22 protein-coding genes are annotated in these 24,079 nt (G+C 54.7%); 14 read left to right on the forward strand and 8 right to left on the reverse strand.

Annotated elements, in window-relative coordinates; all coding sequences use genetic code 11:
- Nucleotides 1–55 precede the first annotated feature (55 nt).
- The 10 genes from H5P30_RS17745 to H5P30_RS17790 all read left to right on the forward strand — a co-directional run bounded on the left by H5P30_RS17745 (nucleotide 56) and on the right by H5P30_RS17790 (nucleotide 8,222).
- The gene (locus H5P30_RS17745; protein WP_185694252.1) at nucleotides 56–763 is read left to right on the forward strand and encodes a Bax inhibitor-1/YccA family protein; all 708 of its coding nucleotides are present in this window, start codon (nucleotides 56–58) and stop codon (nucleotides 761–763) included.
- 173 nt (nucleotides 764–936) lie between these two features.
- On the forward strand, nucleotides 937–1,545 hold the full coding sequence (gene mnmM / locus H5P30_RS17750) for a tRNA 5-(aminomethyl)-2-thiouridylate-methyltransferase MnmM (protein WP_185694253.1): 609 nt from the start codon (nucleotides 937–939) through the stop codon (nucleotides 1,543–1,545).
- A gap of 5 nt (nucleotides 1,546–1,550) precedes the next feature.
- The gene (locus H5P30_RS17755) at nucleotides 1,551–2,582 is read left to right on the forward strand and encodes a DcrB/PsbP domain-containing protein (protein ID WP_185694254.1); all 1,032 of its coding nucleotides are present in this window, start codon (nucleotides 1,551–1,553) and stop codon (nucleotides 2,580–2,582) included.
- Nucleotides 2,579–3,073 carry a hypothetical protein gene (locus tag H5P30_RS17760; RefSeq protein WP_185694255.1) on the forward strand — a complete coding sequence of 165 codons (495 nt, stop codon included), beginning with the start codon at nucleotides 2,579–2,581 and terminating at the stop codon, nucleotides 3,071–3,073. The genes H5P30_RS17755 and H5P30_RS17760 overlap by 4 nt, the downstream gene beginning before the upstream one ends.
- The gene (locus H5P30_RS17765) at nucleotides 3,066–3,827 is read left to right on the forward strand and encodes a DUF3450 family protein (protein ID WP_185694256.1); all 762 of its coding nucleotides are present in this window, start codon (nucleotides 3,066–3,068) and stop codon (nucleotides 3,825–3,827) included. Before H5P30_RS17760 ends, H5P30_RS17765 begins: the two co-directional genes overlap by 8 nt.
- A 77-nt stretch (nucleotides 3,828–3,904) precedes the next feature.
- Nucleotides 3,905–5,209 carry a MotA/TolQ/ExbB proton channel family protein gene (locus H5P30_RS17770; protein ID WP_185694257.1) on the forward strand — a complete coding sequence of 435 codons (1,305 nt, stop codon included), beginning with the start codon at nucleotides 3,905–3,907 and terminating at the stop codon, nucleotides 5,207–5,209.
- The gene (locus tag H5P30_RS17775) at nucleotides 5,206–5,781 is read left to right on the forward strand and encodes a MotA/TolQ/ExbB proton channel family protein (protein ID WP_185694258.1); all 576 of its coding nucleotides are present in this window, start codon (nucleotides 5,206–5,208) and stop codon (nucleotides 5,779–5,781) included. Before H5P30_RS17770 ends, H5P30_RS17775 begins: the two co-directional genes overlap by 4 nt.
- Nucleotides 5,778–6,200 carry an ExbD/TolR family protein gene (locus H5P30_RS17780; protein ID WP_185694259.1) on the forward strand — a complete coding sequence of 141 codons (423 nt, stop codon included), beginning with the start codon at nucleotides 5,778–5,780 and terminating at the stop codon, nucleotides 6,198–6,200. The genes H5P30_RS17775 and H5P30_RS17780 overlap by 4 nt, the downstream gene beginning before the upstream one ends.
- Nucleotides 6,193–6,852: an energy transducer TonB gene (locus H5P30_RS17785; protein WP_185694260.1), complete on the forward strand. Its 660-nt coding sequence runs from the start codon at nucleotides 6,193–6,195 to the stop codon at nucleotides 6,850–6,852. Before H5P30_RS17780 ends, H5P30_RS17785 begins: the two co-directional genes overlap by 8 nt.
- Nucleotides 6,819–8,222: a tetratricopeptide repeat protein gene (locus H5P30_RS17790; RefSeq protein ID WP_185694261.1), complete on the forward strand. Its 1,404-nt coding sequence runs from the start codon at nucleotides 6,819–6,821 to the stop codon at nucleotides 8,220–8,222. The genes H5P30_RS17785 and H5P30_RS17790 overlap by 34 nt, the downstream gene beginning before the upstream one ends.
- A 7-nt stretch (nucleotides 8,223–8,229) precedes the next feature.
- Here H5P30_RS17790 and H5P30_RS17795 read toward each other — a convergent pair whose 3' ends face one another.
- The 3 genes from H5P30_RS17795 to H5P30_RS17805 all read right to left on the reverse strand — a co-directional run bounded on the left by H5P30_RS17795 (nucleotide 8,230) and on the right by H5P30_RS17805 (nucleotide 12,404).
- Nucleotides 8,230–9,180, reverse strand: coding sequence for a transposase (locus tag H5P30_RS17795; RefSeq protein ID WP_185694262.1), 951 nt, complete (start codon nucleotides 9,178–9,180; stop codon nucleotides 8,230–8,232).
- A 100-nt stretch (nucleotides 9,181–9,280) separates the two neighbouring features.
- The gene (locus tag H5P30_RS17800) at nucleotides 9,281–11,029 is read right to left on the reverse strand and encodes a GspE/PulE family protein (protein WP_185694263.1); all 1,749 of its coding nucleotides are present in this window, start codon (nucleotides 11,027–11,029) and stop codon (nucleotides 9,281–9,283) included.
- Nucleotides 11,030–11,063: 34 nt separating this feature from the next.
- Complete coding sequence (locus tag H5P30_RS17805) at nucleotides 11,064–12,404, reverse strand: response regulator (protein WP_185694264.1); 1,341 nt, start codon at nucleotides 12,402–12,404, stop codon at nucleotides 11,064–11,066.
- Between the two features lie 108 nt (nucleotides 12,405–12,512).
- Here H5P30_RS17805 and H5P30_RS17810 point away from each other — a divergent pair, with 108 nt between their 5' ends.
- The 4 genes from H5P30_RS17810 (at nucleotide 12,513) to H5P30_RS17825 (ending at nucleotide 17,167) form a co-directional block, all read left to right on the forward strand.
- Nucleotides 12,513–14,045, forward strand: coding sequence for an O-antigen ligase family protein (locus tag H5P30_RS17810; RefSeq protein ID WP_185694265.1), 1,533 nt, complete (start codon nucleotides 12,513–12,515; stop codon nucleotides 14,043–14,045).
- Nucleotides 14,020–14,877 carry a polyphosphate kinase 2 gene (gene ppk2, locus H5P30_RS17815; RefSeq protein ID WP_185694266.1) on the forward strand — a complete coding sequence of 286 codons (858 nt, stop codon included), beginning with the start codon at nucleotides 14,020–14,022 and terminating at the stop codon, nucleotides 14,875–14,877. The genes H5P30_RS17810 and ppk2 overlap by 26 nt, the downstream gene beginning before the upstream one ends.
- Nucleotides 14,878–15,028: 151 nt before the next feature.
- Nucleotides 15,029–16,249, forward strand: coding sequence for a methyltransferase domain-containing protein (locus H5P30_RS17820; protein ID WP_185694267.1), 1,221 nt, complete (start codon nucleotides 15,029–15,031; stop codon nucleotides 16,247–16,249).
- A 159-nt stretch (nucleotides 16,250–16,408) separates the two neighbouring features.
- Nucleotides 16,409–17,167, forward strand: coding sequence for an HpcH/HpaI aldolase family protein (locus H5P30_RS17825; protein ID WP_185694268.1), 759 nt, complete (start codon nucleotides 16,409–16,411; stop codon nucleotides 17,165–17,167).
- Between the two features lie 38 nt (nucleotides 17,168–17,205).
- Here the strand turns inward: H5P30_RS17825 and H5P30_RS17830 are convergent, their stop codons facing one another.
- The 5 genes from H5P30_RS17830 to H5P30_RS17850 form a co-directional block, all read right to left on the reverse strand.
- Nucleotides 17,206–17,943, reverse strand: coding sequence for a DUF1961 family protein (locus tag H5P30_RS17830; protein ID WP_185694269.1), 738 nt, complete (start codon nucleotides 17,941–17,943; stop codon nucleotides 17,206–17,208).
- A 121-nt stretch (nucleotides 17,944–18,064) separates the two neighbouring features.
- Entirely contained in the window at nucleotides 18,065–18,670 is a 606-nt protein-coding gene (locus H5P30_RS17835) for a type II secretion system protein (RefSeq protein ID WP_185694270.1), read from the reverse strand.
- A 31-nt stretch (nucleotides 18,671–18,701) separates the two neighbouring features.
- Nucleotides 18,702–22,130 (reverse strand): LamG-like jellyroll fold domain-containing protein, encoded by a 3,429-nt coding sequence (locus H5P30_RS17840; RefSeq protein ID WP_185694271.1) that lies wholly within the window; start codon nucleotides 22,128–22,130, stop codon nucleotides 18,702–18,704.
- Nucleotides 22,131–22,189: 59 nt separating this feature from the next.
- Complete coding sequence (locus H5P30_RS17845; RefSeq protein WP_185694272.1) at nucleotides 22,190–23,356, reverse strand: substrate-binding domain-containing protein; 1,167 nt, start codon at nucleotides 23,354–23,356, stop codon at nucleotides 22,190–22,192.
- A 1-nt stretch (nucleotide 23,357) separates the two neighbouring features.
- Nucleotides 23,358–23,996 (reverse strand): hypothetical protein, encoded by a 639-nt coding sequence (locus tag H5P30_RS17850; RefSeq protein WP_185694273.1) that lies wholly within the window; start codon nucleotides 23,994–23,996, stop codon nucleotides 23,358–23,360.
- Between the last annotated feature and the right edge of the window lie 83 nt (nucleotides 23,997–24,079).

A 24,079-nucleotide genomic window follows, 5' to 3' on the forward strand; every position in this document is an offset into this window, starting at 1 on the left:
CTTGGACCCGACTTGCTCCATCAATAAAACGGAGCAAAAATAAACCAATCTACCAATGGCATTTTCAAAAGAATACTCTTCCTATTCGATGGACCGAGCTGACGGCAACGTCCGAGCCCGGTTCATCCGGCGCGTCTACGGGCACCTCGCAGCGGCAATCGTCGCATTCGCCCTGATCGAGGCCTTTATCCTGCAGCTGGAAATTACCCGCACGCTGTCCGCCAAAGTTCTCCAAGCGCCCATGGGATGGCTCCTCGTCCTCGGAGGATTCATGATTGTAGGATTCATGGGCCGCCGACTCGCTTCCTCCCAGTCCCGCCAGATGCAATACGCGGGCCTCGGTCTCTACATTGTTGCCGAAGCAATCATTTTCGCCCCCCTCCTGCTTTTGGCCAACGCATACGCCGGTGGAGGCGTCATTCTTCAGGCGGCAATCATGACCGGACTCCTTTTCGCAGGACTGACCGCTACCGTCTTCATCACCCGTAAGGACTTTTCCTTTCTCGGGAGCATTCTGACGATTGGTGGGTTTGTCGCTATTGGGCTGATCGTCTGTGCGACGCTATTCGGATTCAGTCTAGGCCTCTGGTTTTCGGTGGGCATGATCCTGTTCGCCGGAGCTGCTATCCTCTACGACACCTCCAACATCCTCCATCATTACCACGAAGAACAATATGTGGGAGCCTCGCTCGAGTTGTTTGCTTCAGTCGCCCTGCTCTTCTGGTACGTCCTCCAGCTTCTACTTTCTCTCTCAAGCGACTAAAACCACCCGAACGGGATATTTTTGCCAGAAGCCGGACGGAAAAATCGCGGACGACTCCGATTTTCTCTTCTGGCCCGGACAATTACCTACGCCGAGTTATTGAAATTTCTTCGAAGCTGTCCGATATTGGAACACTCCATCCCTCTGGACCTCCTTCCGAAGAAATCAGATCAATGAGCGCATCCGAGACAATCGCCTCACCCGCGATCCCCCTCTATCGGCAGGCGCAGGAATGGCTCCTTCCGGCACTTCAGCCCGGTGCGGCCTACGCGGTCGATGCCACATGCGGCAACGGGCACGATACTCTTTTCCTCTGCAACGCCCTCGGAAGCGACCAGTCCGTTATTGGCTTTGATCTCCAATCAGAAGCCATTGAGAGCACCCGAGAGCGCCTTCGGAAACACCATTTTCACCCGATCCTGCTGCGAGAGAATCATTCGCAGCTCGAGGAGGCGCTAGATCGCAACTCAATCGGATCTATTCAAGCCGCAATCTTTAATCTGGGTTATCTTCCCGGGGGAGACCATTCGCTCACGACCCAGCCCCCGTCTACTCTTCTAGCGATTCAAGCCATCCTCAGCCGCGCAACATCTCACTTTCGCCTATCAATCGTGGCCTATCGTGGCCATCCCGGAGGTCTCGAAGAAGCCAGCCAAATCCGGAATTTTTTGAGAAATCTGCCCAGTGACCGATTCACCTTCGTGCAAAAGGAGGGGCAAAACCACGAAACCGGTCCCATTTTCCTCGGTATCGGCCCTCATGAAAGCAATCCAACCAATTAAGACCTATGAATCACTCAAACCACACAAAGTCTCGCCGAAAATTCTCCTGCATTTTCCTTCTTTCGCTTCTCCTCTTACCTGTGGAAGGCCTTTACTCTCAGGAGGTTGAATGGCAATCAGTCAGCCACCCCCAAATGTTGCTGTTTATTCCTTCGGGTTGGGAGATTCAGACAACTCCCGATAGCAGCGACATCGAAGCGACTAGCCCTTTAACTGGTGAGCAGGACGATTTTCAAGAGTTCCTTCTGGTCCAGGTCGACACCGTCGAAAGCGATGAGTCGTTAAACCAATTCGCCGATAGCTTCATCGACGAGTTATCCGAAAATGTGGAAGACTTTCAGCAGACCCAGCGAGAACCCTCCGAATTTGGAGATAATTCCGGTTTAAAAATTGATGCGACCGCCGAGATCGACGGGGAAAAGATCTACCTGCGAATTTTCCTGACCCAGCAAGAGAATCGCATCTACGTCTCTCAATTCCGCAGCAATCGTAAAGATATGGACGGGATGGAGCCGTTAATGGATCAAATCCTCGCGGGCATACACCCGTACGAGACACTTGTGGGGCAGTCCTACTACAACAATCTCTTCGTTATTCAGTTTCCCCAGGACTGGTCCGTTAAAGAAGGACTTCCCGGCACCCACGTGGCAGGCATTAGTCCCCAGACAGATCCGAAAGATCCCTTCCGAGACCGATTCACCGTGGGATCCCAACCGTTGAAAGAGGGGATGACCTACGACAAATATGTCGACAAAAACTTCGATACATTGCTGTCACAGCTTCCGGGAGCTCAGAAAATTAACGAAGGTACCCGAACCGTGGCAGGAGTCGAAGCTCGGGAGCTCGAACTATTTCATCGCGCTGGAGGCCAGAAGACCTTCCTCCGTATCGTCATGGTAGAGAAATCAGGACGGATCTTCACCTTGTTCTGCGCCGGCATGAACCCCGATTACGAGAATTTTAGACCGACCTTCGACAAGATCCTAAATAGCTTTGCATCCCCCACGCCTCCTAGTAATGTTGCGACCAATCCATGACCGGACTGCTCCGCACATCTCTCTTCTTTTTCCTCCCCATTTTCGCTGGCCTCTTTGTATATCATACATGGAGAGGCCAGCAGCCCTCTCCTGCTGAACAAAGGCAAATATTCGGCGAGGATCATGCGGACGTGCTCAGCGCAATCCGGTCGACAGCAGAAACCTATTTGAAAGAGGGAGAAACAGGTCGGCTTGAGCTGCCTTCGGAATTATCCGTTCAAGGAGTCATCCTCGCCGAAGTCGTCACAGACTCTGTCCCTGAGCTCACCTTAATCGAAGCTTCTCTTCTCAGTTCGGGAACGTGGACCCTCACTCCAGAACCGCGCACCGATGTCTCCTACGCCTCAAATTTCCGCTTTCTCCTGAAACCGACCACCGGGGAGGACAAAGTCCACGTAATTCTTTACGAGGACACCGTTTATCAACCCGACGGCAATCCCTCCCGATTGAACGTCTACCTCAAGGAAGAGACTCAAGAGAACCATGGATAAACGTCCGATTTTCCGGAGTTTTTTTAAGCACTGGACGATCGCAGCGTTGATCGTCGTAAACCTGTCGGAGGCCACCCCCGTCAGCCTCAGCAGTGAAAGCATGAGCGGTTTCACCGAAGCCATTCAGCTCGAAGAGCAGCTTTCCAACGAATCGAGACAGTGGGATCGACAGAAGCGCATTCTGGAGAACGAAATTCAGGTCCTCCAAACCGAATTGGAAGAAACTCAGCGGCGCATCGAGTCCATCCAGTCGGAGAAAACCGAGGCTCGGGAGCGTAGGGAAGAACTTCTGCAGCGGCTGGAGGAGGAGCAGGAACTCTCCAGCGGCCTCCGGCGAATCGCCGACAAACTATCAGCCCCCAGCCTAACTCTGATCGAGAACCTCCCGAATTGGTCTGTTGTCTGGAAAGAAGAAGAGCAAGCCATCGAGGAAACCTCATCGCCTATTGGGCTCCTCCGTTTCTTGCAAGAGGTCCAAGCCGAAAATTCGCAAATCAATGTTCGTTCCCTGGAAGTCACCGACCCTGAATCCGGCGAAGCCTACCGCGTCGATCTCCTTACGGTGGGCTTGGGAGCCGCTCTATTTGCTTCGGAGAACGGTCAATTCGGAGGCCATTTCATTGACAATCGAGGAGAATGGACCCCTCAAATCTCACCGGAATATTCAGGAGCCATTCGCAGAGCCATCCTTCAGGAAAAAGGCACCGCCGAGCCGAGCCTCCTCAACCTTCCCATTTCTCTCAGCGGACAATGATGAAAAGGCGTTTTTTCCGATTCTTCATTCTACCGCTTCTGTTGGCTGCCGCTCCTACAATACAAGGGGCAGAATCCTTGGCCGAAATCTCCGCGCAGGGACGCGCTGAGGCCCGACAAGCACTCTCCGAACTGCGCAACTTCCGGCTCAAAGTTCAGGAAGAACAAATCCCCCTCGAGCAAGAGATTCGCCAACTACGCTCGCAACTAGAGGAGTCTCAACAGAAATTGCGAAAACTTCGCGAAGCTGCGGACTCCAATGACGTCGCCTTGGCCGATCTCGAACGCCAGGTCAATCAGCTCGCGTCCACCCGCAGCGCGGCTGAGTCTCTAATCGAAGAACTCATCGAAGAGCAGGCCCTCACTCCCGACAATCGACTCGATCCGGAGCACAACACCCAATACGAAAAGTGGAAAGATAGCGCCCCCGGTCCTGAGAAATTAAAGCTCTCCACGGACCTTCTGATCAGACTTACCGAATCTCTCCACCAATCGATCGGTGGAGGAACTGCTCCGACCACAATCTATTCTCCGGATGGCCAGAAAATCTCGGGCACCGGATTGTCCATCGGCCCGCTCACCTATTTTTACAGCCCGGAAGCTTCGGGCATCGTCGATACATCTGACCCAACATTTCCCAAGCTGAGCCCCTCTCCTGCAGACGAGGCCCAAAGAATTCGCACCGTGATCGAAAGCGGTTCTGGCACGGTTCCCATTGATGCAACTGGTGGAGCCGCACTTGCGCTCCGTCAAAATTCGCCCGACCTCCTCGGTGAAATCCTTCGGGCCGGGATCTGGATCTATCCCATTCTCCTGGCCGCCTTGATCACCGTGATCGTCGCCATCACGAAATGGATTTCCGTGGGCAGAGTCCGCAGCTCGATTCGCCGGGCGCGCTCACAGTTTCCCGAAGTCTGGTCCTCCAAGAACGAAGCGCAGCAAGAGAAATTTCTCCAGCACCAATCGCCCCTGCTTCGTCCTTTCTGGGAAACTCTCTGGAACACCCGGAATTCCGACCCAGAATCGCGAGAGGATCTCCTCTACGCCCGCCTCATCGCCATCCGCCTTCGCCTGACTCGCGGCCTCGCCGCGCTCTCCGTCATAGCCGCCACGGCTCCTCTGCTCGGACTTCTCGGCACCGTCACCGGAATGATCACGACCTTCCAACGGATTACTCTCTTTGGCACTGGCGACCCTCAAAGCCTCTCTGGAGGAATCTCCGAAGCTCTCCTGACCACGAAATTTGGCCTCATTGTCGCCATCCCGACCTTTCTGCTCTACGCCTACCTCTCCCGCCGCTCGCAGGGAACCGTCGCCAACCTCGAAGCATTCTCTCGCCAATTCGAAGGAGCACCAGCTCCCGACTCTTCGAGCGAACGATGAACCGACTCATAGAGGAATCCTGGGAAATTTGGCAAGCCGGCGGACCGCTGATGCTTCCGCTCGCGCTTTTGGCCTTTGGCCTCTTTTACGCCGAGACCCGCCTCTTCCTCCAAATTCGAAGGCACGTTCCGGGAGTGCCTGCCTCCCTTTCCCAGACAAACCGCTCGATTCCGTACATATTCGAATCGCTCCGGGAACGAATTCTCCAGCCCATCGATCGAAAAATTCGGTTCTACGCCATCCTTGTCGGAGTATGTCCACTTCTCGGACTCCTTGGAACTGTGGCCGGGATGACCACCACTTTCACCGGCATGGCTGAACCCGGTGCCTCCAATCTCTCTTTCGAAGTCGCCGGAGGTGTTTCGGAAGCACTGGTGACCACTCAGGCAGGCCTTCTCGTCGCAATCCCCGGCATGGTTCTCCTCTCCTTTCTTCGGAGAGGCCGTGACCGTATCGCCCTTCGATATTTCGGTCTGGAAGCCAAAGCCTTGGAGCAAGGCTCACTATCGATCTCAACCGGGCCAAGCAACTCCGACGCCAATAAACCCCAACCCCGGTTTTCTACGCCATGAGACGCCGCCGCTCCATTAGCGAGGAACCGGAAGGGGCCCTTGCCGAAGAAACGATCAATGTGTCTCCACTCATCGATGTGGTTTTCATTCTGCTCATCTTTTTCATCGTCACGACCGTCTTTGTCCGCGAAACCGGAATCGACGTCGAACGCCCACGGGCCGCGAGTTCTTCAGAACTTTCCCGCGAGGCGCTTCTCATCGCAGTCGATGCCGAAGGCGCCGTTTTCTATGGAGGCTCCCCTCTCGACATCCGGGCTCTACGATCTACGGTGAAGAGACTCCTGCAGGGAGACCCACGGCCGGTGATCATTCAGGCTGACAGAAGGACCTCCACGGAGGACCTCGTCGCCGTGATCGACGAGATCAGCCTCGCCGGTGCCGAATCGGTCAATATCGCAACGCGCGCCTCCGATGGGTAAATCTCTCAAACGAGGCGACCGGTTGATTCCGGCACTCGTGGCCGGAGTTCTGACCTTCTTGCTGTTTCTCCTCCTCCCTCTATCCCGGATGCTCTCGCCGGATTCAGATGAGGAACGGTGGAACGTTCGGGAGATCACTCCCGCTCAAGTGCCTCCCCCGCCTCCTCCCGAGCCAGTCGAGTCCCAGCAGTCTTCCCTGGCATCCGCCGCTGCACCGGACCTCCGACCCGCCCCAGAGCAACTTTCCCTAAAGGCACTTCCCATTACTCTTTCCGTCAATCCCGACGCTGATCTCATCGCCTCTCCTGCAATTTCCTCTCTCGCGGGGGGATTCAACGCTGGAGACGAGATTCGCCGGTTTACCTTTGCCGATCTCGACGGAGGCCCTCGCGTTCTCAGCGTACCTCCGGTTTCCATTCCCCTCCGCTTGGCCCGGCGTGGATTCGGCCGAGGCCGCGTCGTCTTTTCAATCCGAATCCTAACGGACGGATCCGTCGAGATTCTAGACGTCCTCGAAAGTACCCATCCTGAACTAATTGACGCTGCCCGCCGCTCAGCTTCCCGCGCACGATTTGAACCACCCGAAATCAATGGACAACCCGTTGAGGTCGAAGGAAAATGGCCCTTATTGATCGACGCCTCACCGCGATGAAATTCTACTTCTCCACAATCACCCTTCTCCTGCTCTGCATCCTGACCGGAAAGAGCCTGGCCCAGAACCTCCAGCCGGAAGAATACTCCTGGGACAACCCGGAATTTCGCGAACGGTTTGTCGGATCCTATGGGGTGCTTAGCGATGTCGAACCGCGACTCACCTCGGAGGAACAAACATTTCTCCGGGAAACCGTTCTGCCATTGCTTCAGGAGAATCCCCAGGAAGCCGGGAGTATCGTCGCCGCCAAACTCAGCGAATCCACTTCTCCCGCTCTGTACTTCATTCTCGGAAACATCCTCCTGGAGCAGAACCAAATTGATCCCGCCCGTCAGAACCTGCAAAGAGCGCTATCCCTCTTCCCGGATTTTCGCCGGGCTCATCGCTCCATGGCCCTATTGGAAGTCAGGGCCAACAACTATTCCCAATCGATTCCTCACTGGATCAAAGTGATTCAACTCGGGGGCGGCGACGATCAGAGCTACGGCCTTCTCGGATATGCCTATCTCCAGGAAGGCGACTGGACACCCGCCGCTCGCGCCTTTGAAAATGCGATTTTATACCGCCCGGAAAGCCGGGATCTCCGCCGTGGCCTCGTCCATTCCCTAATCCAATCCAACCAGTCAGAAGAAGCTGCAGAGATGGTTCAAAAACTCCTCGATGAGGATCCGGAAGATCCCCAGCTTTGGCGTCTACTGGCGAATTTCTATCTAGAGGAAGAGAACCTCCCCCAGACAGCTGCAGCACTTGAAGTGGCCGTCCGCATCGCCGAACCGACTCCAGACACTCTCTTTCTTCTCGGAGGCGTCTATACGAGCTTGGGACTCCCACAGAAAGCCCTCTCGGCCTATGAACGGGTCCTCCAGCTACCATCGAACAACATCGATTTCGAAGAAGCCTTTCGCCCCGTCGAAATCCTCCTTCAGCAACGACTTTGGGAGGAAGCGATTCGTTATTCCGGTCTTCTCCGCAGCCACTATGGCCGCGACCTCAATTCCGAACAATCGAACCGCATCAACGCAGCCATCGCGACCTCGCGACTCTACGTCAATCCGACACCCCAAATAGCCGAAACCGCACAAGCCTACACGGAAGTATTTCCCCTGGATGGCCTCTTGCACTTAGCATTGGGAGACTATCTCTCAAAAAATGATCAAATCGAGGAAGCCCTTCTCGCCTATCGACGCTCCGCCGCTACCGAAGAATTTCAATATGAGGCGAAACTCCGACTAGCCAATCTTCTCGTCACCGAAGAACGATATGACGAAGCGATTCGACTTCTTCGAGAGCTTCAGGAAATCCAATACAACAACCGGGTAGCAACCTTCCTCGCGAGACTCGAGGAACTTCAACTCTCCAGCGGAAGCTAAAGAACTCTTAACCAAACAACCCCTTCCGCAATCCAGTTCCCACGGAGAGCCCCTTCCAGTCACTCCCTTGCATAGGATGAGGCCTTCGCCTTCGCGTTCCATCCGGTTCATCTTCCAAGGCCTTTCTAACAAAGTCCTCCGATCCCAGCACCATCCCGTCCGAAAAATAGCGAACCCGGCACCGCAATACCACGGAAAGGGGCAACTTCCCCTTCTCCTCCTGCAAAACCCGCACCGCTTCTTCGTGAGAAATGGAGGCTTTCCCATCTTTCTCACCATCGCCAGCCCCATACAAAGTCTGCCGATACCCAGCCAGATCCTTATCTACAACAGAAAGCCCAGCCCGAGCCAGTCGGCCGCCTCCAAGAGCCTCCGCATACCCACAAAACCGATAATCCTTAGGATCCGAAACCAGCCCGGCCCGAACCGCGTTCAGGTCAATATAGGCCGCCACCGTCCGCAAAGCCCACCGATCCCCTTCGACCAGCACACTCTTAAAACGAGCCGACCAAAGCGGCCCAAACCGATCACGTGAGCGGTTGAACCAAAGCGTAAACCGAAGCTTCAGAGTCCGCATAAACTCCGAAACGTCATGCATTCGCCGAATAAGAGCCTTCCGCAACTCCCTCCCATCAAGAAAATTATCCTTCAAATGCCCCTCCAGCACCTCCGCAGGCATCGGATTCCAAGGAGTAGGCTTAGGATACAACTTCCGATAACGACGAACCAACTCCGCATCCGAAACCTCAGTCCCTGCCGGTGGCACCTCCACCAAAATATGGAAATGGTTCTTCATCACCGCATAAGTAACCACCCGAACCCCGGAAAACTCGGCCACCTGCCAGATCATCTTCCGCAAAACCTCCCTCTCCCGGTCACCGAAGAGAGCCTCCCCATTCACGGTCCGACTCATCAGATGATAATAAGCCAATTGATTCGACACCTTGCGCTTACCCATGCCCCCACCCTGAAGATCCAGCCATCCTTGTCAATCTTTTTAAAACAGTTATATCAAATATGACTACCAACAAATCTGAGCTATAATTTTGGAGACCAGATTAAGCAATAGGGGCTTTGCTATCGATCTGAAGAGCTTTCATGTCTGGCGGGACCGTCGCGAGAGCTTCTTCCATCGATGTAATTCCGTCACGAACTTTGATCATGCTATCTTGGTGCAAGGTTCGCATTCCATTGCGGACCGCAATATCCTTCAATCTCGCGGTTTCGAGTTCTTCGTTGATTCCCTTTACGAGCTCGTCGCTGATGGACATCAATTCGTGAATACCGATACGGCCCTTGTATCCTGAGCCTCCACAAGCGGGGCATCCGTTTGGACTGGCTCGATAAATTGAGCCTGACCATTTGATCGCCTCCTCAATGATGGTTCTCTCATTTCCTTCCGGTTCGTAGGGCTGGCGGCAGTTCTTACAGACCCGCCGCATAAGGCGTTGAGCGCAGACACAGACCAAGGAGGCTGAGATCATGAAGGGCTCAATTCCCATTTCGGTGAGTCGTGCAACTGTGCTGGGAGCGTCGTTCGTGTGAAGGGTGCTGAAGAGCATGTGCCCCGTGAGTGCAGCTTCGACGGCAATGTTGGCAGTTTCCTGATCTCGGATCTCCCCCACTAGGATGATATCTGGATCCTGACGCAAAAAGGCTCGGAGGGCGGCCGCGAAGGTCAGCCCGATTTTTCGGTTCATCTGTACCTGGCACAGGCCTGGGAGCGTGTACTCGATCGGATCCTCTGCTGTACGGATATTGACCGTCGGGTCGTTGATTTCGTTGAGAGCGGAGTAAAGCGTCATGGATTTCCCGGAACCCGTAGGGCCACAGTGGAGAATCATTCCGTAGGGACGGCGGATGAGTTCTCGGTATTCTCCCAAATTCTCTTCGGAAAACCCGAGGGCCGTAAGAGGTAAGGTACTCTTCTGTTTGTCGAGAATACGCATGACACAGCCTTCTCCGTGATTCAACGGGCAGGTTGCTACGCGGAGATCGATATCTATCCCCTTCTTATTGAACTGCTTGTAGACGATTCGTCCGTCCTGAGGGACTCGCTTTTCAGCGATATCGAGGTTAGCCATAACCTTAATCCGCGCCAGCAGAGCTGCTGAAACTTTCCGCGGTAGGTTTAGTTTTGTCTGGCAGATACCGTCCACGCGTACGCGGACACGCGTTTCATTCTCGAAGGGCTCGACGTGGATATCGCTGCCTCCTGAATAATAGGCGTCCTCAATTAACCGACTGGCAAGCTGGATGATCGGACCGGATTCCTCGTCACTGAGGCTCTCTTCGTTGATCTCCTCCTCGGCGCCATATTCCATCCCGAGCTGGTCGACTACGTCGCCAAATCCGACAGCCACCTGAGCGGTCCCCTCGTCTTCCAGAGCCGCGTTGATATCGTCGGTCAGGCCGAGAAGGACATGAACCTTCGATCGAGTCTTCCGCTCGATTTCCTGAATCAGCTGAACTTGAAACGGATTATCGAGAACAACGGCAAAAAAATCGCCAATCATACCAAGAGGAAGAACGCCTTTCTCCTGGCAGTAGTCCTTATCCAGTTTCTCGAATGTATACTCGTCCTTCGCGAAGCGTTTCGCGTTGAAGGGATTATAGTGAAAGCAACGGCTCTTTGCGAGAAGGAGATTGAACTGCGAAACCGCAAACTCCTCCATCAGCTGCCTCTCTACTTCTTCCCCGGAGAGATTTTGGTCGGTCGATTCAATTCTCTCGACTTGGATATCATCGAGGTGCCCGAGTTCACGGAGCTTATGGACGATTTGAAGCTGAGTGCGAGCGAGAACCATAAATCAAAGATTTAGGTGAGAATAACCATCCTTCTCAACTGGCGTCAACCGTATCGAGGAGCTCGGGGAATAAGAGATCCTGTTCGGCAGGAAATTGACTGGCGGGAACTACATCGGAAGAACAGCCAACGGAACGAAGAACCTCTCCCGGTGTTTTTTTCTCAGATTGCAAAATTCCGTCGAGGACCTCGTTCTGTCGAGCCCGCAGAACTTCCTGCAAAGAAGGAGCCGGAACCGTCTCCAGAGGTTCAGTAAGACGTTTCTCTAATGCCGATCGCACATGCTCCTCGCTCAAAGTGGAACTCTTCCATCGCTTCCCGAGACGATACCGAACTTCAACCAGCTCGTCATAATTGCCAGGCCAATCATATCGCAGCAGGAAAGCCACCGCCCTGGGGGACAGATTGAGAACAGGAGCCTCCGGATCCGCCAGAGGCCCGATTAAGTAAGAAGCGATATCCCGATAGCGCCCCTGCAGAGTCGGAACCCGGACCAGATTTCCAAAGATCGTCTCAAGAAGTCCCTCGTCCATTGACATTTCAGCGAGTGAAAGGCGTTCCGAATCAACCGGGAAGATGAAGGTAATCTTCCCTCCCTGCCGAAGATAACTATCTTCCCTCCCCAGAAGTTCATTCAACATTCGCTGCTGCGAACGGTCCAATTCGTCCAAGCCCTTCCCAACAATCACCCGGGAATAAGGCTCCTTCCCGGCGAAACGGGTGATGATCGAGCGAGCTTTAGAACTCAGAAGCTCCGATGCCTCAAAATCAAAAGAAACGACACCGCCCTCCGAGTCATTCCAACCCGCCACCTCAGCCACCAACGGATCGACCTCGAATCCCCGGTCTCCAGAGATGAAGATGGGGGATCCCGTCGCAAAAGCTTCCCAGAGATTCTGCACCCAGCGCCGGGACTCCAACGTTCCCGCCGGGAGAAATCGCAAGGGCTGCGGATAATCCATCTCTGCGTTCGCCCGAGAGCCTCGTTCAGCCCCTGAAGACGAGTCTCCCTGCCCTTCCTGCAATAGAGCCCGCACCTCACCGATCAGCTCAGCCATCTCGAAAGGTTTTTTCAGAATCCGGGTGACCCCGACTTGAGCCGCCTGCCTCATTTCGACTTCCCCCATGTACGCAGAGATCATGACCACTGGAATCGTTTTGTTAAACTCCCGGACCCGACGGATAAAAGCGGTGCCCTCGAGCTTTGGCATCAAGTAATCTGAAACGAGGATGTCAAAATCGCCTTCACGCACACGATCGATCGCCTCCGTGGGATCCAGAGAGACCTCAGCCACTAAGTCATTAGCTTCCAAAGTCTCAACCAGCATCTCCGCAAAGGCCTGATCATCTTCGAGAATGAGGATTTTCGCGTCCATTACCGCTAACTTTTCATCGAATCGCTCTCTCGTCAATCCGCGACCCTCTATTGCCGGAAACGTGTAAACGGCCTTGCGCGAACAACTTCTTTCGTTTCGCATCAGGAAATGACCAACCTCCGGCCCAGATTCACTCCACGGGGAGACGCCCGTGCCCCTTTAGAGGGGAACGATGAGAATCTCCCATCCCGGACTTGGATCCGAACTTCTGGGATCGTTCTGATCGCATTCTATTTCGTCGCCGCCTCCTGGCTGTTCGGTGGGGTCCTCCTCTGGACTCGAGTCATCCTTTTTGGCATTGCCGCCCTCACCTTTCTGGTCGCGATCGCCCCGGTTCCCAATCGAAGCGAGCGCACCTCTGCAGGGGGAGCAACGGGCAAAGCGCTTGTTCGCCTTTTCAAGTTCCCGCCCTTCTGGTTCGGTCTCCTCCTTTTTGGCTACGTCTGCCTGCAATGGGGAAATCCGGCGTGGACGATGACCGTCATGGGAAATAAGTGGTGGATCTCCAATGTCGGCATAAATCCCATCCCCAACTGGCCCTCTTCGATCTACGCTTCCGCCGCACGAGGCAACCCGGCCAGTTTCCTCCTTCGCTTCGGAGGGGTATGGCTGATCATCTGTTCCGGTTGGATTCTTCTCCGCCACCGGCGAGACCTTCTGCCGATCCTCATTACCTTTGCGGTCAACTCCTTCATCATCGCCGTGGTCGCCCTGATCCAGGAGATGCAGGAACCGGACAAAGTGCTCTGGATTTATCCTTGGAAGGGCAGCGATTTTTCAGGGCCCTTTTTCTACCGAAATCACGGAGGGGCTTTTTTCTATACTTCGATGGCCATTTGCTTCGGTCTCGCGCTCTATTTCCAGCGAAACCGAAACCTCATCAGTACCAAGAGTTCGCCCGGACCGGTATTCATCATTCTCGGTCTGATGAACACCGGGGCGACGGTCGCCTCGGGCTCGCGGGCGGGCTGGATCTTTGGGACGGCTGTCCTCTGCACTTACTTCATTCTTGCGTCAAGCATCTGGCTACGCCGGGGCCAATGGCGAGGAAGCTGGGTCGGCGGGCTCATTGTCGCTGGATGCGTCGCGGTCCTGGTGGGCTCCGTCGTCGCGGCCCAGAACACCGACTATCTCGAACATCACTTCCGCCGGTTTATGCGGATTCCCAACGAATTGGAACGGTCCGGACGCACGATCGGGAACGAAGCCTCATGGCGTATGCTGGAAGACGTCAAAGTTTTTGGCTATGGAGCCGATTCCTACGGCCACGCTTTCAGCCTCTACATCGATAAATACCCGGCTTTGGTTCGCAAGCACCGCAAATCGGGCCGCATCCGCACCAACTGGGTGCAAGCCCACAACGACCCGCTGCAAATGGCCGTCGAGCTCGGAATTGTGGGGGCCTCGATCCTCGCCCTTTCTCCCCTTTTCTTTCTCTGTGTCTTCCTCGTGCGCTTTTTGCACTTCCGGGAGGAATCGATCCTCATGTTTGTTACGGTCTTGTTTCTTTTCGCACATTCTTTTGTCGATCTTCTCTTTCAGAGTACTGTTTTGCTGGCTCTCTTCGCTTTCCTACTGCTAGCAGTGGAAAGAAGCCTAAACTTCCAAAAACACCATGAGCGACTCGAAGAGACACCGTAAGGAAATCCCCTCCTCCAAGGAACATTTTGTAAACTCGACCTTTCCCTACTCCGAGCGCATGGGTCGCAAGGCCTACGAGACGCGCAAACGGGTTCTCCAAGTCGAACTCCTCAAGATGCAGCGATGGGTCAAAGACAATGGCAAGAAGATCGTCATTATCTTTGAAGGACGCGATGCCGCAGGCAAAGGGGGAACCATTCGCCGCTTCATGGAGCACCTGAATCCTCGCGGTGCCCGGGTCGTCGCCTTGGAAAAACCCAACGAACAGGAGCGCGGACAATGGTATTTCCAACGCTACGTGCAGAACCTGCCGACCACAGGAGAGATTACTCTATTCGACCGCTCTTGGTACAATCGCGCCGGAGTAGAGCGCGTGATGGGATTCTGCACAGAAGCGGAGTATCGCGAGTTCATGCGCTCGGTGCCTCAGTTTGAGGAAATGCTCGTTCGCTCCGGGATCATCCTCATCAAATATTGGTTCTCCGTCTCTCCCGAGGAGCAACGAATTCGATTCCAAGCTCGAGAAACCGACCCTCTCAAGCAATGGAAATTGAGCCCGATTGATCGGGCGTCCCAGGATAAATGGGGCGACTACACCGCTGCCAAGGAAGACATGTTCCGCTATACGGATACGCCAATCGCGCCTTGGACAGTGATCAAATCTGACGACAAAAAGCGCGCCCGGATCAACTGCTTCCACGATCTTCTTTCCCGCATCGATTACACTCAGAAAAACGAAGAAGTCGCTCATCGCCCGGATCCGATGATTGTCAGCAACGCTGCCGACTTTTTCCATCACCCCGAAGATCCGGACGAACTTCCGCAGATCTAGGTATCACAGGCTGGATGCCGGGCGCGCATTGGATTCGCCTTCACAGACTGGCAGCCTGTGCTACTATTGGAACAGACTCTCGCCAGTTGAAAATTCCCACCCTTCGAATTCTCTTGTCCCCCGCGCCAAAACCCATCGATCATTGGCGGTTGTGGACGCGCCAAAAAACTTCATTCCCGAACCCTTCGAGTACCATCAGGAGCTGGAACTCTCCGTCGAGAGCCTGACGAACTTAGGTGTGGGCGTTGCCCGCCAGGATGGCTGGGTGATCATGATTCCCTTTTCCCTGCCCGGTGAGAAAATCCGGGCCCGCGTCTTTCGAAATCGACCCAATTTTTCCGAAGCCGATTTGATTGAAGTCCTCGAGGCATCGCCCAATCGGGTCGATCCCAAGTGCCCTCTCTTCGGAAGCTGTGGCGGCTGCCAGTACCAACAACTCTCCTACCCCGCCCAATTGGAATGGAAGCAGGCACAAGTCCGGGACGCCCTCGAACGCATTGGAGGCATCGAGAACGAAGTTCTCATGCCGATCGGATCTCCCAAGGAATACGGCTACCGCTCCAAAATCACCCCACACTATCAGCGCTGGAGGGACGATGGGGATTTCCCTATCGGTTTCCTGCGCGTGGCCCAAAGGCAACGCATCATCGACGTCCCCCAATGCCCGATCGCCACTCCCGCGATCAACGAGACCCTTCCCGAGCTGCGAGCTCAGGTAAAGAAGACGCCCCCCAAAGGGAAAAAGAAGAAGGGTGCGACCCTCCTCCTCCGAGAAACCATGGAAGGTGTCATCACCGACGCCAAAGCCCTCGTTACCGAGCGCGTGGGGAACCGCGTGTTCCAGTTCAAAGCGGGAGAGTTTTTTCAGAACAACCCCTTCATTCTTCCCACCTTTGCCAACTACGTCACCGAGCAGGCTTCGGACGGCTCACGCTACTTAATTGACGCCTATTGCGGCGCCGGCCTTTTCTCCCTTACAGCGGCGGACCGCTTTGAGAAAGTCATCGGAATTGAGGTTTCAGCAGCGGCCGTCACCCTCGCAGACTCCAACGCTGCCCTCAACAGCATCCGCAACGCCGAATTCCGCAACGGTGAGGCCGAAGCGATTTTCGCCGAAGTCGCCGAATTCCCCGGGGCCGAAACCAGTGTCGTCATCGATCCACCCCGCCGCGGCTGCGACGAAGCGTTCCTAAGGCAATTGTCTGATTTCGCCCCATCCCGGATTGTCTACGTTTCCTGTGATCCCTCGACCCAGGCCCGCGATTTGAAGATCCTGGAAGAATCAGGCTACGAGATCCTGGAAATTCAGCCCTTCGACCTCTTCCCTCAAACACGCCACATCGAGAACGTCGTTACCTTGCAGCGTCAGTAAGGGGGATCTATTCCCAACCGCCTGCCAAGGCGCTAGTATTTCCTAACCGCTTACTGCGTGACCGATGCTTGATTCTCCGGCCTGATTCGGCTAGAGTACTTATGTATATCAACTGACCGGCCCGACAAATCGTCTGCCCGGCAATCTATTCTTTTCCTTATGAAAACCCCCGCCATTCCCTTCCATCAGAGACTGCAGAGCGAAGCCGTCCTCGGCCCCTTTTCGAAAACGAGCGATCCAAACATGATCGAAGCCATGGGCGTAGGCGGAATGGATTTCATCATTCTCGACCTCGAACACGGCCCCAATGACGTCACCACCCTCGGAAACCTCATTAGGGCCTGTGAATGCTCGGAGACGACGGCAGTGGTCCGGTGCCTACGTCCGGATCAGATCGGGCAAAGCCTCGACCTCGGCGCCCGCGTCGTTCAAATCCCCCACGTAAACTGCGCAGCCGATGCACGGACCGCCGTGGAAGCCGCTCGCTTCGCGCCCTCCGGACACCGCGGTGTCTGCCGATACGTCCGAGCCGCCGGGCACAGCTCGACCGAGAAACAGGAGTATTTCGCAAACGCAGCCGACATCACTGTCATCGCTCAAGTCGAAGGAACCGAAGGGCTTAGCAACCTCGACGAGATTCTTGAGGTTCCCGGAGTCGACATGATCTTCGTCGGCGTCTACGACCTCTCGCAGTCCTTAGGGATGACGGGAAAAACGGAATCGCCCGAAGTTCTCGCAGCGCTCCAAACTGTCGCCGAGAAGTGTGCCGCGAAGAACATTCCCGTGGGAACTTTCGTCGAGTCCGTCGAAACTGCCCGCAAATACCGGGACATGGGCATCCACTATCTCTGCTATGCGGTCGACGTCGGCATTCTCATGAGTGCCTGCCAATCGCTGAGCCAAGGCGTGAAAGCCTAGCCTCGCGTAGGCGAGGCCGCTCTCAGGCGAGTCCGCTCTCAGGCGAGTCCGCAAACCCGAAAATCCGAATAGAGCCCGGAACGGGTCGCCATATGCCGGATTCCGATCCGCCCCGATTCGATCGCAGGCAAGTCTTCGTTATACCAACGTAAGTGGACCGTGGTTTCCGGATTCCTGATTCTCATGAACAATTCCCTTCCACCCCGCTTGATGACAGAGATCTGATGGGGAACTCCGGGCTGGAAAAGGTGGGTTGAATCATAGTCACCCGGGAGAGCCGTTCCCTCCAAAGACTCCGACCCAGGCATGTACCGGCGCGCGCGGATATACTGCACATCGGTCTCAAAGGAATTCCCGAAGGCCGCATAGCTAATGTGATAGGTATGCATGCCGTTGAAGTAAATCGACATGTTCGGAACCTTGCGCTGGTCATTCCATCCGACAATGTCCTCTTTCTCACCGGGGCCGGTCGCCTGCACGTAGAGAATCGCCACGCATCGTTCGGCAAAATCCGTTCGGGTGAAATTGTATTCAATTTTTACGTCACCCTCAAATTGCTCCCGGGTCCAAAGCACCGCATGATGCGCATTGTTGGCAAACCTTGGCCCAGCCGAGAAACTCATCCCATAGGGAGTGTTCTCGACACCCGCAACTTCGCCGTCGAGAAACCATTTATCCTCCCAATTCTCCTTTCCACTATCGTGAAAGAGCTCATTCCATTCAGCTCGATCCAGTTCGTCGAAACACTTTTGTAATTCTTCGGAGTTATTCTTCATGGGCATAAAAATAAAGACGTGGACTGACCCCTCCAAGGGTGAAGAGATCCGCACGAGCTTTCAAATCAATCCTATCGGAATCCTCTCCTTAAATCGAACACTCCGGATTGAGTTCCCAACACTATCTCCCCGTGTATGTTGGTTCATAAATTTCGATGTGACCATCGAGATAGAGAGCGTTCACTTTCGCCTCGTGCGGCCAATCATCTCTTCCAGTATTTTCGTCTAGTGGACTGAAGGCACAATAGAAGAGTCTTTCCTTTACCGGATCATATTTATTGATGCGCTCAGCCTGCGGGTCTCGATAGCTCGTCTTCAAGATCTTGGAACTTTCAGGCATTGTAAAAACGGTTCCAAACGCCGGGTAAGGTAAGCGAGCATGTTCAATATTGGCGGGGTCCGCACAAACAAATACCTCATCCCCCACATAAGGTTTGAGAAAGCGGGCGATCCTTCCTCGATCCCCGGTGCCCTGACCATCAATTTCGCTCGGCCCAAAACTCCCTCCATACACGTAAGGAAGCCTTCCCTCATTCTCCGAGGCAAACTGATGGATCGCCAACCCGATCTGTCTAATATTGGAGGCACATTCGGTCCGCTCGGCATTGACTCGGATCTTGGAGACCACAGGCACAAGGATCGCGGCCAGCACCCCCAGAATGGCCATAACGGTCAGCAGTTCAACCAGGGTAAACGCTCGATACGAATTTGAGGTGGGGGTTTTCATTGTCGGGGTATGGGGGTTGCATCACGAACGGCTATCGAGATGGGGGCGGACCTAACTCAAACCACCCCCAATTGGAGGTATTTTTTGCGTTTTCGAGGCCTCCGTAACCGATCCCCATAATGGTCTTACGAAGGTCCTTATCGGCGTCATCCATGAGAATGTCGAGGGCGATGGTGCTACCCTCTTCGAGGGTCCAGGGAGAATCCTCCTTCGGCTTGATTCGGCCCTCAACGATGTAGCCTTCTTCCGTCAGTCGTCCAACAAAACGAATCTCCAGAGCGGACGAATCGCCCACCATCGAAAAGGCAGTGGCTTCGCCGGCAGATTCCTCCACCACAGGTTGAACCATAATCTGCTCAACGCCGGAAGAGTATCCGGAACGACGCATCGAAGGAGGACGGATATCGACAAACAGTTCCAGATTGTCGTAGAGGAATGCCCTCTTAACGTCTTCCTCCGGAGCCGGGCGTAGTTGGTCGTCCCTTACCTCCAGAAGCAGACACAAACCTTCTTCTTCATTCCAGGCCAGACGATACTGGAAGGAAAGATCCCACTCGCCTTTCCACTGAGGGGCCCAAGGCACGCCGGGAACGGGTTTCCCACTGAGCACGTAGTCGACCTGATTGACCACAACCGCTGGAACGTCCTTCCAATTCGCAGGATCCGCCACCAGGGGAACCGGAACGCGGAAGGCTGGAATCGTAATCGTCGCATCCGTTGCGGTCAGCATGTATTGGGTTTTGGCCAACAATCTTCCCTTCGCATCCAGCACATCAAACGACAGCTCGTGGATCCCCCGTTTCAATTGCTCAGCCGTCAAGATAAACGGCACCTCTACCGTCTCTCCCGCCGACACGCGGGCCTCCTCCTCACACTCGAGAGAGACTCCACCCGGCAGTTCCACATCCAGGCGATATACTTTTTCCTTCTCCCCAGGATTGTAGAGAGCGACCACCCCGTCTAATCGTCCCGCTTCCATGACCCCATCGGCGAGAACCTCAGCGATGGGGATCTGAGCAAATCCCTCGGGGACATCAAAAATGTATTGGGCGCTCATTCCCGTTTCAATGTGGACGACGCCTTCGTCATCGACTGGCCACTCCTTGGGATTTCCCTGGATGTCCATCCCTTTGAGGACCTTCACTCCCTTCGCCCGAAACATGAGCTCTGGTTCGTCATCCGAGAACACCGCGGCAATTCGGCGTCCGTCGAGCGTCGTAACGAGAACGGCGGCGTCCCGAATCGAGGCTGTCGGGATTCGCTCCACCGAAGCCATCGGAAGAAGAACCTCCGCCAGAGCTGCCATGGCAACCCCCTTCTCACTTGGACGTCCATACCCTACTGGGAACGGGTAGACATTGCCCGCGCCGGCCAATTGGAACACCCGTTCACAACCATCCGCCAGATCGAGCAGGATCGTCTGAACCGTCCACGCCGCAGAGACTTCCGGAGGCACCACTGGCATAAATCCGGAAAGAAACTGGTGGCCATAGGTCGAATTCAAGCGACCCTCATAGGTTTCGTAAAAATCCTCGTCCGTCATCGGGCGACCGTCGACGGGAGCCGGCTGCTTGATTCCGAACTCTCCATTCCAGATTGGCGCATCCTTGCCATACTGGTTGAGGATCTCACGGACCTTCAGGACCTCCTGCTTTCGGGCACTGTTCTGAATCGGAGAAGTCCGGTAGTTATGAATCGTAACGATATCGAAGTAAGGCCCCCCACCGGCAGCCATCACGGCGTCGAGCCACGGGACGAATCCCGGACACCCACTGATGCCCACGACTTGAGCTTCCGGATCCTCCCGCTTCACCACCTCGTAAGCCGCTTTCAGCACCGCCACATACTTCTGCGCGCGGTCCTGATTATTGGTCCCCAACGTCTTGCCGTGGTGCCCCGAGTTGGGTTCGTTCACAATCTCCCAATATTGGACGTCATCCTTGTAGCGACGAACCAATTGGGTCATGAGGTCCTTGTATTCAACGAGGTTGAAGACTTCGGAATCAGGATCTTCATCCAGGGTCTTCGGCACGGAGTTAATGCAGAGCATCAGGTCCAACCCCCGTCCGCGAATCTCCCCAACAATCTCATCCATCGAGGAAAAATCATATTCCCCGGGGGCGACCCGCCGGGGGCCACGGATGATTCGTTCCAAAGCCCCGAAGCCCAAGACCGGTGCCTCCGGACCGCGCGTTACGATTTCATGAGAGGCCAAGGGAGAACTCTCCGGCTGCTCTTCCAAAGGAGGAAGCTCAACAATCGCTCCGAGCGGATACTCGACCGAATCGATCTCCTCGCCCGTTTCGTCGTTCAGGACGATCTGCAAGAAATAGAGACCACATTCGGGCAGAGTTACCATAAAGTCGTCGGTCGCCCCTTCATCCTCACGGATCGACAACTCGCGCTGCCCCTCACTCACGGTGTTCCCCATCAGGTCCTCGATTCTCCAGGAAGCCTCCAGGGAACCGGTCCAAAATGGATTGGCCGGAACCGCAAGAGTCACCGGAATTTCCGAACCACGGGGAAAGTATCCGTAGGTATCCGCAGGAATCTCCATCTGAATCTCCTCGAGAAGCGCCTGCTTCGCCTGTTCGACTTCAAAAGCCGCCAATTGCTCTTCGACCGATCCTTGCGGCTTTCCAGCTTCATACCGCTCCCTCACTTCTTCCGGAGAGAGGAGACGGGAATACACCGCGAGCTCGTCGAGATTGAAAGGAACAGCGCCCACCTGAGATGACTGGAATCCGCCGATCCTCAGTCCCCCTTTATCTCTCTCCGGGGCGTTGAAACGGTCGGCCACAAATTCCGGAGGAATAAAGTCAGCCTCCATTTTCTCTTCGGCCGCCAACTCACCGTTGACGTAGAGGAGAAGCTTCTGGTGTTCCGCATCCCAAGAGGCGACCAAATGGTACCAGAGATTGGGCTGCATCGGCGCGTAAACGGTCTTCGGCTCGTCTGTCGTCGCTATGCGCCAGGAAAAGTTTCCGCTGGATTGCCCCAAGACATAACCTGAGTGAAAAGCTCCGCCAGCCCAGACATAAGGACCCGTCCCTTTCGACTCTGGGCGCAGCCAAGCCTCGAGAGTCATTGTCCCGGAATCCGTCTCGTAGAACAAACTGTGAATGACGCTCTCCCGAGGTTCTCCGGGACGAATGGAAAACGTTCCGGGCTTCCGGCCGGGGCGCCATTCGGTCCCGACAATCGGTCCCTTCCACTTCTGGACATAAATGTCTTCCGGTTCTCCGTAGGGCGAGTTGCCCACCAGCATCAAGCTTCCTACCCCATCCCCGGCCAACTGCTCGGCCCGACCTCCTGAACCAGCCTCAAACGGATAATAGCGGACCAACGCAGGATCCTGTAGCCAGGAATCAGAGCCATTCTCCACTTCGGCCCTCAAAATGAGGTGCGATGACAGAGTCAACGTGAGCAGAGAGAACAAGAAAGGGAAGGAACGGAACATAAGTGTGGGGAAGGGGTTGTGGGGTTCAGGGAGAAAGAAAAAGCGTCGTAAAACGAGGACTACACTCGCTGTCGATTCAGACCTAAATGCGGATCGATAAAGCTGTTGCGCATGGACTCGTCATACTGACCCTCCGTAAACCAGTCTGCGGAGAGGACCCGGTCCTGGGCTGGCAGATCCGGATTCTCGAGGCACTTTTGAATGAGACTCGTGACAATCGCTCCGACCCTTGATGGATCAAAGACATACCGGGCCACCGGAAACGGGCAAAGCAATCCTGACCCCTTGTTCCAATGAGTGACAATCTGGAGATCCCTCGGCACTTGAACTCCCATCTCCAGAATCGCCGACGAGGCACTGCAGAAGAGACGGTCATCCCCGAAAATTAAGGCGTCAGGTTGCTTCTCTGGATCCGCGAACCAAATTTCCCGGAAGAGTTGCCACCCAGAGGCCGAATGCTGTGGATCCGCATCATTCTTGATCCATTCCGGATAGACGGGAAGGCCGACAATATCCATTTCCTCGAGAAATGCCTTTTGAGTGTGGTCTTCCTTGGGTTCATATGGATCGTCGGAATTATACCAATAGATCAATCCGATGCGCTTTCTCCCGAACCGGGACAGGTAACGAACTGCCTCACGCAGACTCGGTCCATTGGTCGGATGAATGCGGTGCTTGAACGAATTGTCGCCACTCAAACCAATCACAGGAACCCCCCGCTCTTCGAGCTGAGACATCCAACCGTTCTGGCGTCCAATCGAAATGCTCACCAGAGCCTTTACTTCATTGGCGTCGATGGCCGCTCCCAAACCACTTTGGTCGATATGCTCCTTCTGGGGCCAAAGCGGACAGTCTTCACTGTCGGAGGTGCGCGGAATCAAGTAGAGCTTGTAGGGGGTGGAATGATGATTCAGCTCATCCAATATCGACATTGTGCTCAGGTGAGCATAGGGCGTCCTCATGCATTGAAGGAGCTCCTGTGATACCACGATCGCGATATGTTGCTGAATCTGCTGACGGGCCACGTAGGTCCCCGAGCCCACCTTCCTGTAAATCATCCCCTCACTCACCAACTCCAACATGGCAGTTCTCAGGGTAACGTTGCTGACACCGAAACGAGCGGCCAGTTCACGGTCGTTTTCCAAGCGGTCTCCCGGGCTTCGATGGTACACCAACTCTCTCAGTTGCTGCACGAGTTGGACATGCTTATTTCCTGAAGATTTCATTCTAAAACTGTAGGATCAATTGAGGCGCGTAGGCCGGAAAATTCTCTGCAAATTCTGCGGTCCGGAAAATGATGCCCTTGTTGTCCGAAGGATTGTCCCCCTTCACGCTATCCGGGCTGCGCAGCCGAAACCCAATAAACCGCTGATCGGACTCGATTCCCTGACGAACCGCATCGGTCACATCGATCGCCGGCACTCGGTTCAAAACCGAAATCTCCGTTTCCCCCTCGACAATTACTTCGCCCAGAGAAACGCCTCCATTCCAGTCCTCATCCGACACGACTCCGTCAGCGGAATCCGTCCAATAGGCAAAGAGTTCCACAGTCGCTGGAGACGGACCTTTCGAATGGGAGTAGAGCACGAGTTTCGCTGACTTCAATTCACCCATCCCCGCATCGGTGGAAGGAATCGAAAACTCAAAAATGCCCACGTACTCATTTCCCCACATGGATCCAACCTTCGCGACCTTCCCTAACGCGTCTACTTCGTCCGGCTCTCCATCCCAGGGATCACTCTGATCCGAAAGCTCTCCGTCAGCCGGAGCGCTGGTGTTCAGTTCAAAATTCTCCGCAAAAACGGAAGAGAGTTGAAGGAATAGACCTGCAAGAAAGAAAATCAAAAGCTGCTTTTTTATTTCCATTTTAAACATCCACGCATGACCTTTCAGAGTGGGCAATTCCTAGGATGGAATCGACCAACGAGAGTTAGAAAAATAGACCGGAC

It is taken from the genome of Puniceicoccus vermicola, assembly GCF_014230055.1.
In the GTDB taxonomy this organism is placed as follows: Bacteria; Verrucomicrobiota; Verrucomicrobiia; order Opitutales; family Puniceicoccaceae; genus Puniceicoccus; species Puniceicoccus vermicola.

Excerpts from the sequence above, each read along its gene's own strand:
- H5P30_RS17745 (WP_185694252.1), top strand. The coding sequence starts at position 56 with ATGGCATTTTCAAAAGAATACTCTTCCTATTCGATGGACCGAGCTGAC.
- mnmM (WP_185694253.1), top strand. The coding sequence starts at position 937 with ATGAGCGCATCCGAGACAATCGCCTCACCCGCGATCCCCCTCTATCGG.
- H5P30_RS17755 (WP_185694254.1), top strand. The coding sequence starts at position 1,551 with ATGAATCACTCAAACCACACAAAGTCTCGCCGAAAATTCTCCTGCATT.
- H5P30_RS17760 (WP_185694255.1), top strand. The coding sequence starts at position 2,579 with ATGACCGGACTGCTCCGCACATCTCTCTTCTTTTTCCTCCCCATTTTC.
- H5P30_RS17765 (WP_185694256.1), top strand. The coding sequence starts at position 3,066 with ATGGATAAACGTCCGATTTTCCGGAGTTTTTTTAAGCACTGGACGATC.
- H5P30_RS17775 (WP_185694258.1), top strand. The coding sequence starts at position 5,206 with ATGAACCGACTCATAGAGGAATCCTGGGAAATTTGGCAAGCCGGCGGA.
- H5P30_RS17780 (WP_185694259.1), top strand. The coding sequence starts at position 5,778 with ATGAGACGCCGCCGCTCCATTAGCGAGGAACCGGAAGGGGCCCTTGCC.
- H5P30_RS17785 (WP_185694260.1), top strand. The coding sequence starts at position 6,193 with ATGGGTAAATCTCTCAAACGAGGCGACCGGTTGATTCCGGCACTCGTG.
- H5P30_RS17790 (WP_185694261.1), top strand. The coding sequence starts at position 6,819 with ATGGCCCTTATTGATCGACGCCTCACCGCGATGAAATTCTACTTCTCC.
- H5P30_RS17795 (WP_185694262.1), bottom strand. The coding sequence starts at position 9,180 with ATGGGTAAGCGCAAGGTGTCGAATCAATTGGCTTATTATCATCTGATG.
- H5P30_RS17800 (WP_185694263.1), bottom strand. The coding sequence starts at position 11,029 with ATGGTTCTCGCTCGCACTCAGCTTCAAATCGTCCATAAGCTCCGTGAA.
- H5P30_RS17805 (WP_185694264.1), bottom strand. The coding sequence starts at position 12,404 with ATGGACGCGAAAATCCTCATTCTCGAAGATGATCAGGCCTTTGCGGAG.
- H5P30_RS17810 (WP_185694265.1), top strand. The coding sequence starts at position 12,513 with ATGACCAACCTCCGGCCCAGATTCACTCCACGGGGAGACGCCCGTGCC.
- ppk2 (WP_185694266.1), top strand. The coding sequence starts at position 14,020 with ATGAGCGACTCGAAGAGACACCGTAAGGAAATCCCCTCCTCCAAGGAA.
- H5P30_RS17825 (WP_185694268.1), top strand. The coding sequence starts at position 16,409 with ATGAAAACCCCCGCCATTCCCTTCCATCAGAGACTGCAGAGCGAAGCC.
- H5P30_RS17830 (WP_185694269.1), bottom strand. The coding sequence starts at position 17,943 with ATGAAGAATAACTCCGAAGAATTACAAAAGTGTTTCGACGAACTGGAT.
- H5P30_RS17835 (WP_185694270.1), bottom strand. The coding sequence starts at position 18,670 with ATGAAAACCCCCACCTCAAATTCGTATCGAGCGTTTACCCTGGTTGAA.
- H5P30_RS17840 (WP_185694271.1), bottom strand. The coding sequence starts at position 22,130 with ATGTTCCGTTCCTTCCCTTTCTTGTTCTCTCTGCTCACGTTGACTCTG.
- H5P30_RS17845 (WP_185694272.1), bottom strand. The coding sequence starts at position 23,356 with ATGAAATCTTCAGGAAATAAGCATGTCCAACTCGTGCAGCAACTGAGA.
- H5P30_RS17850 (WP_185694273.1), bottom strand. The coding sequence starts at position 23,996 with ATGGAAATAAAAAAGCAGCTTTTGATTTTCTTTCTTGCAGGTCTATTC.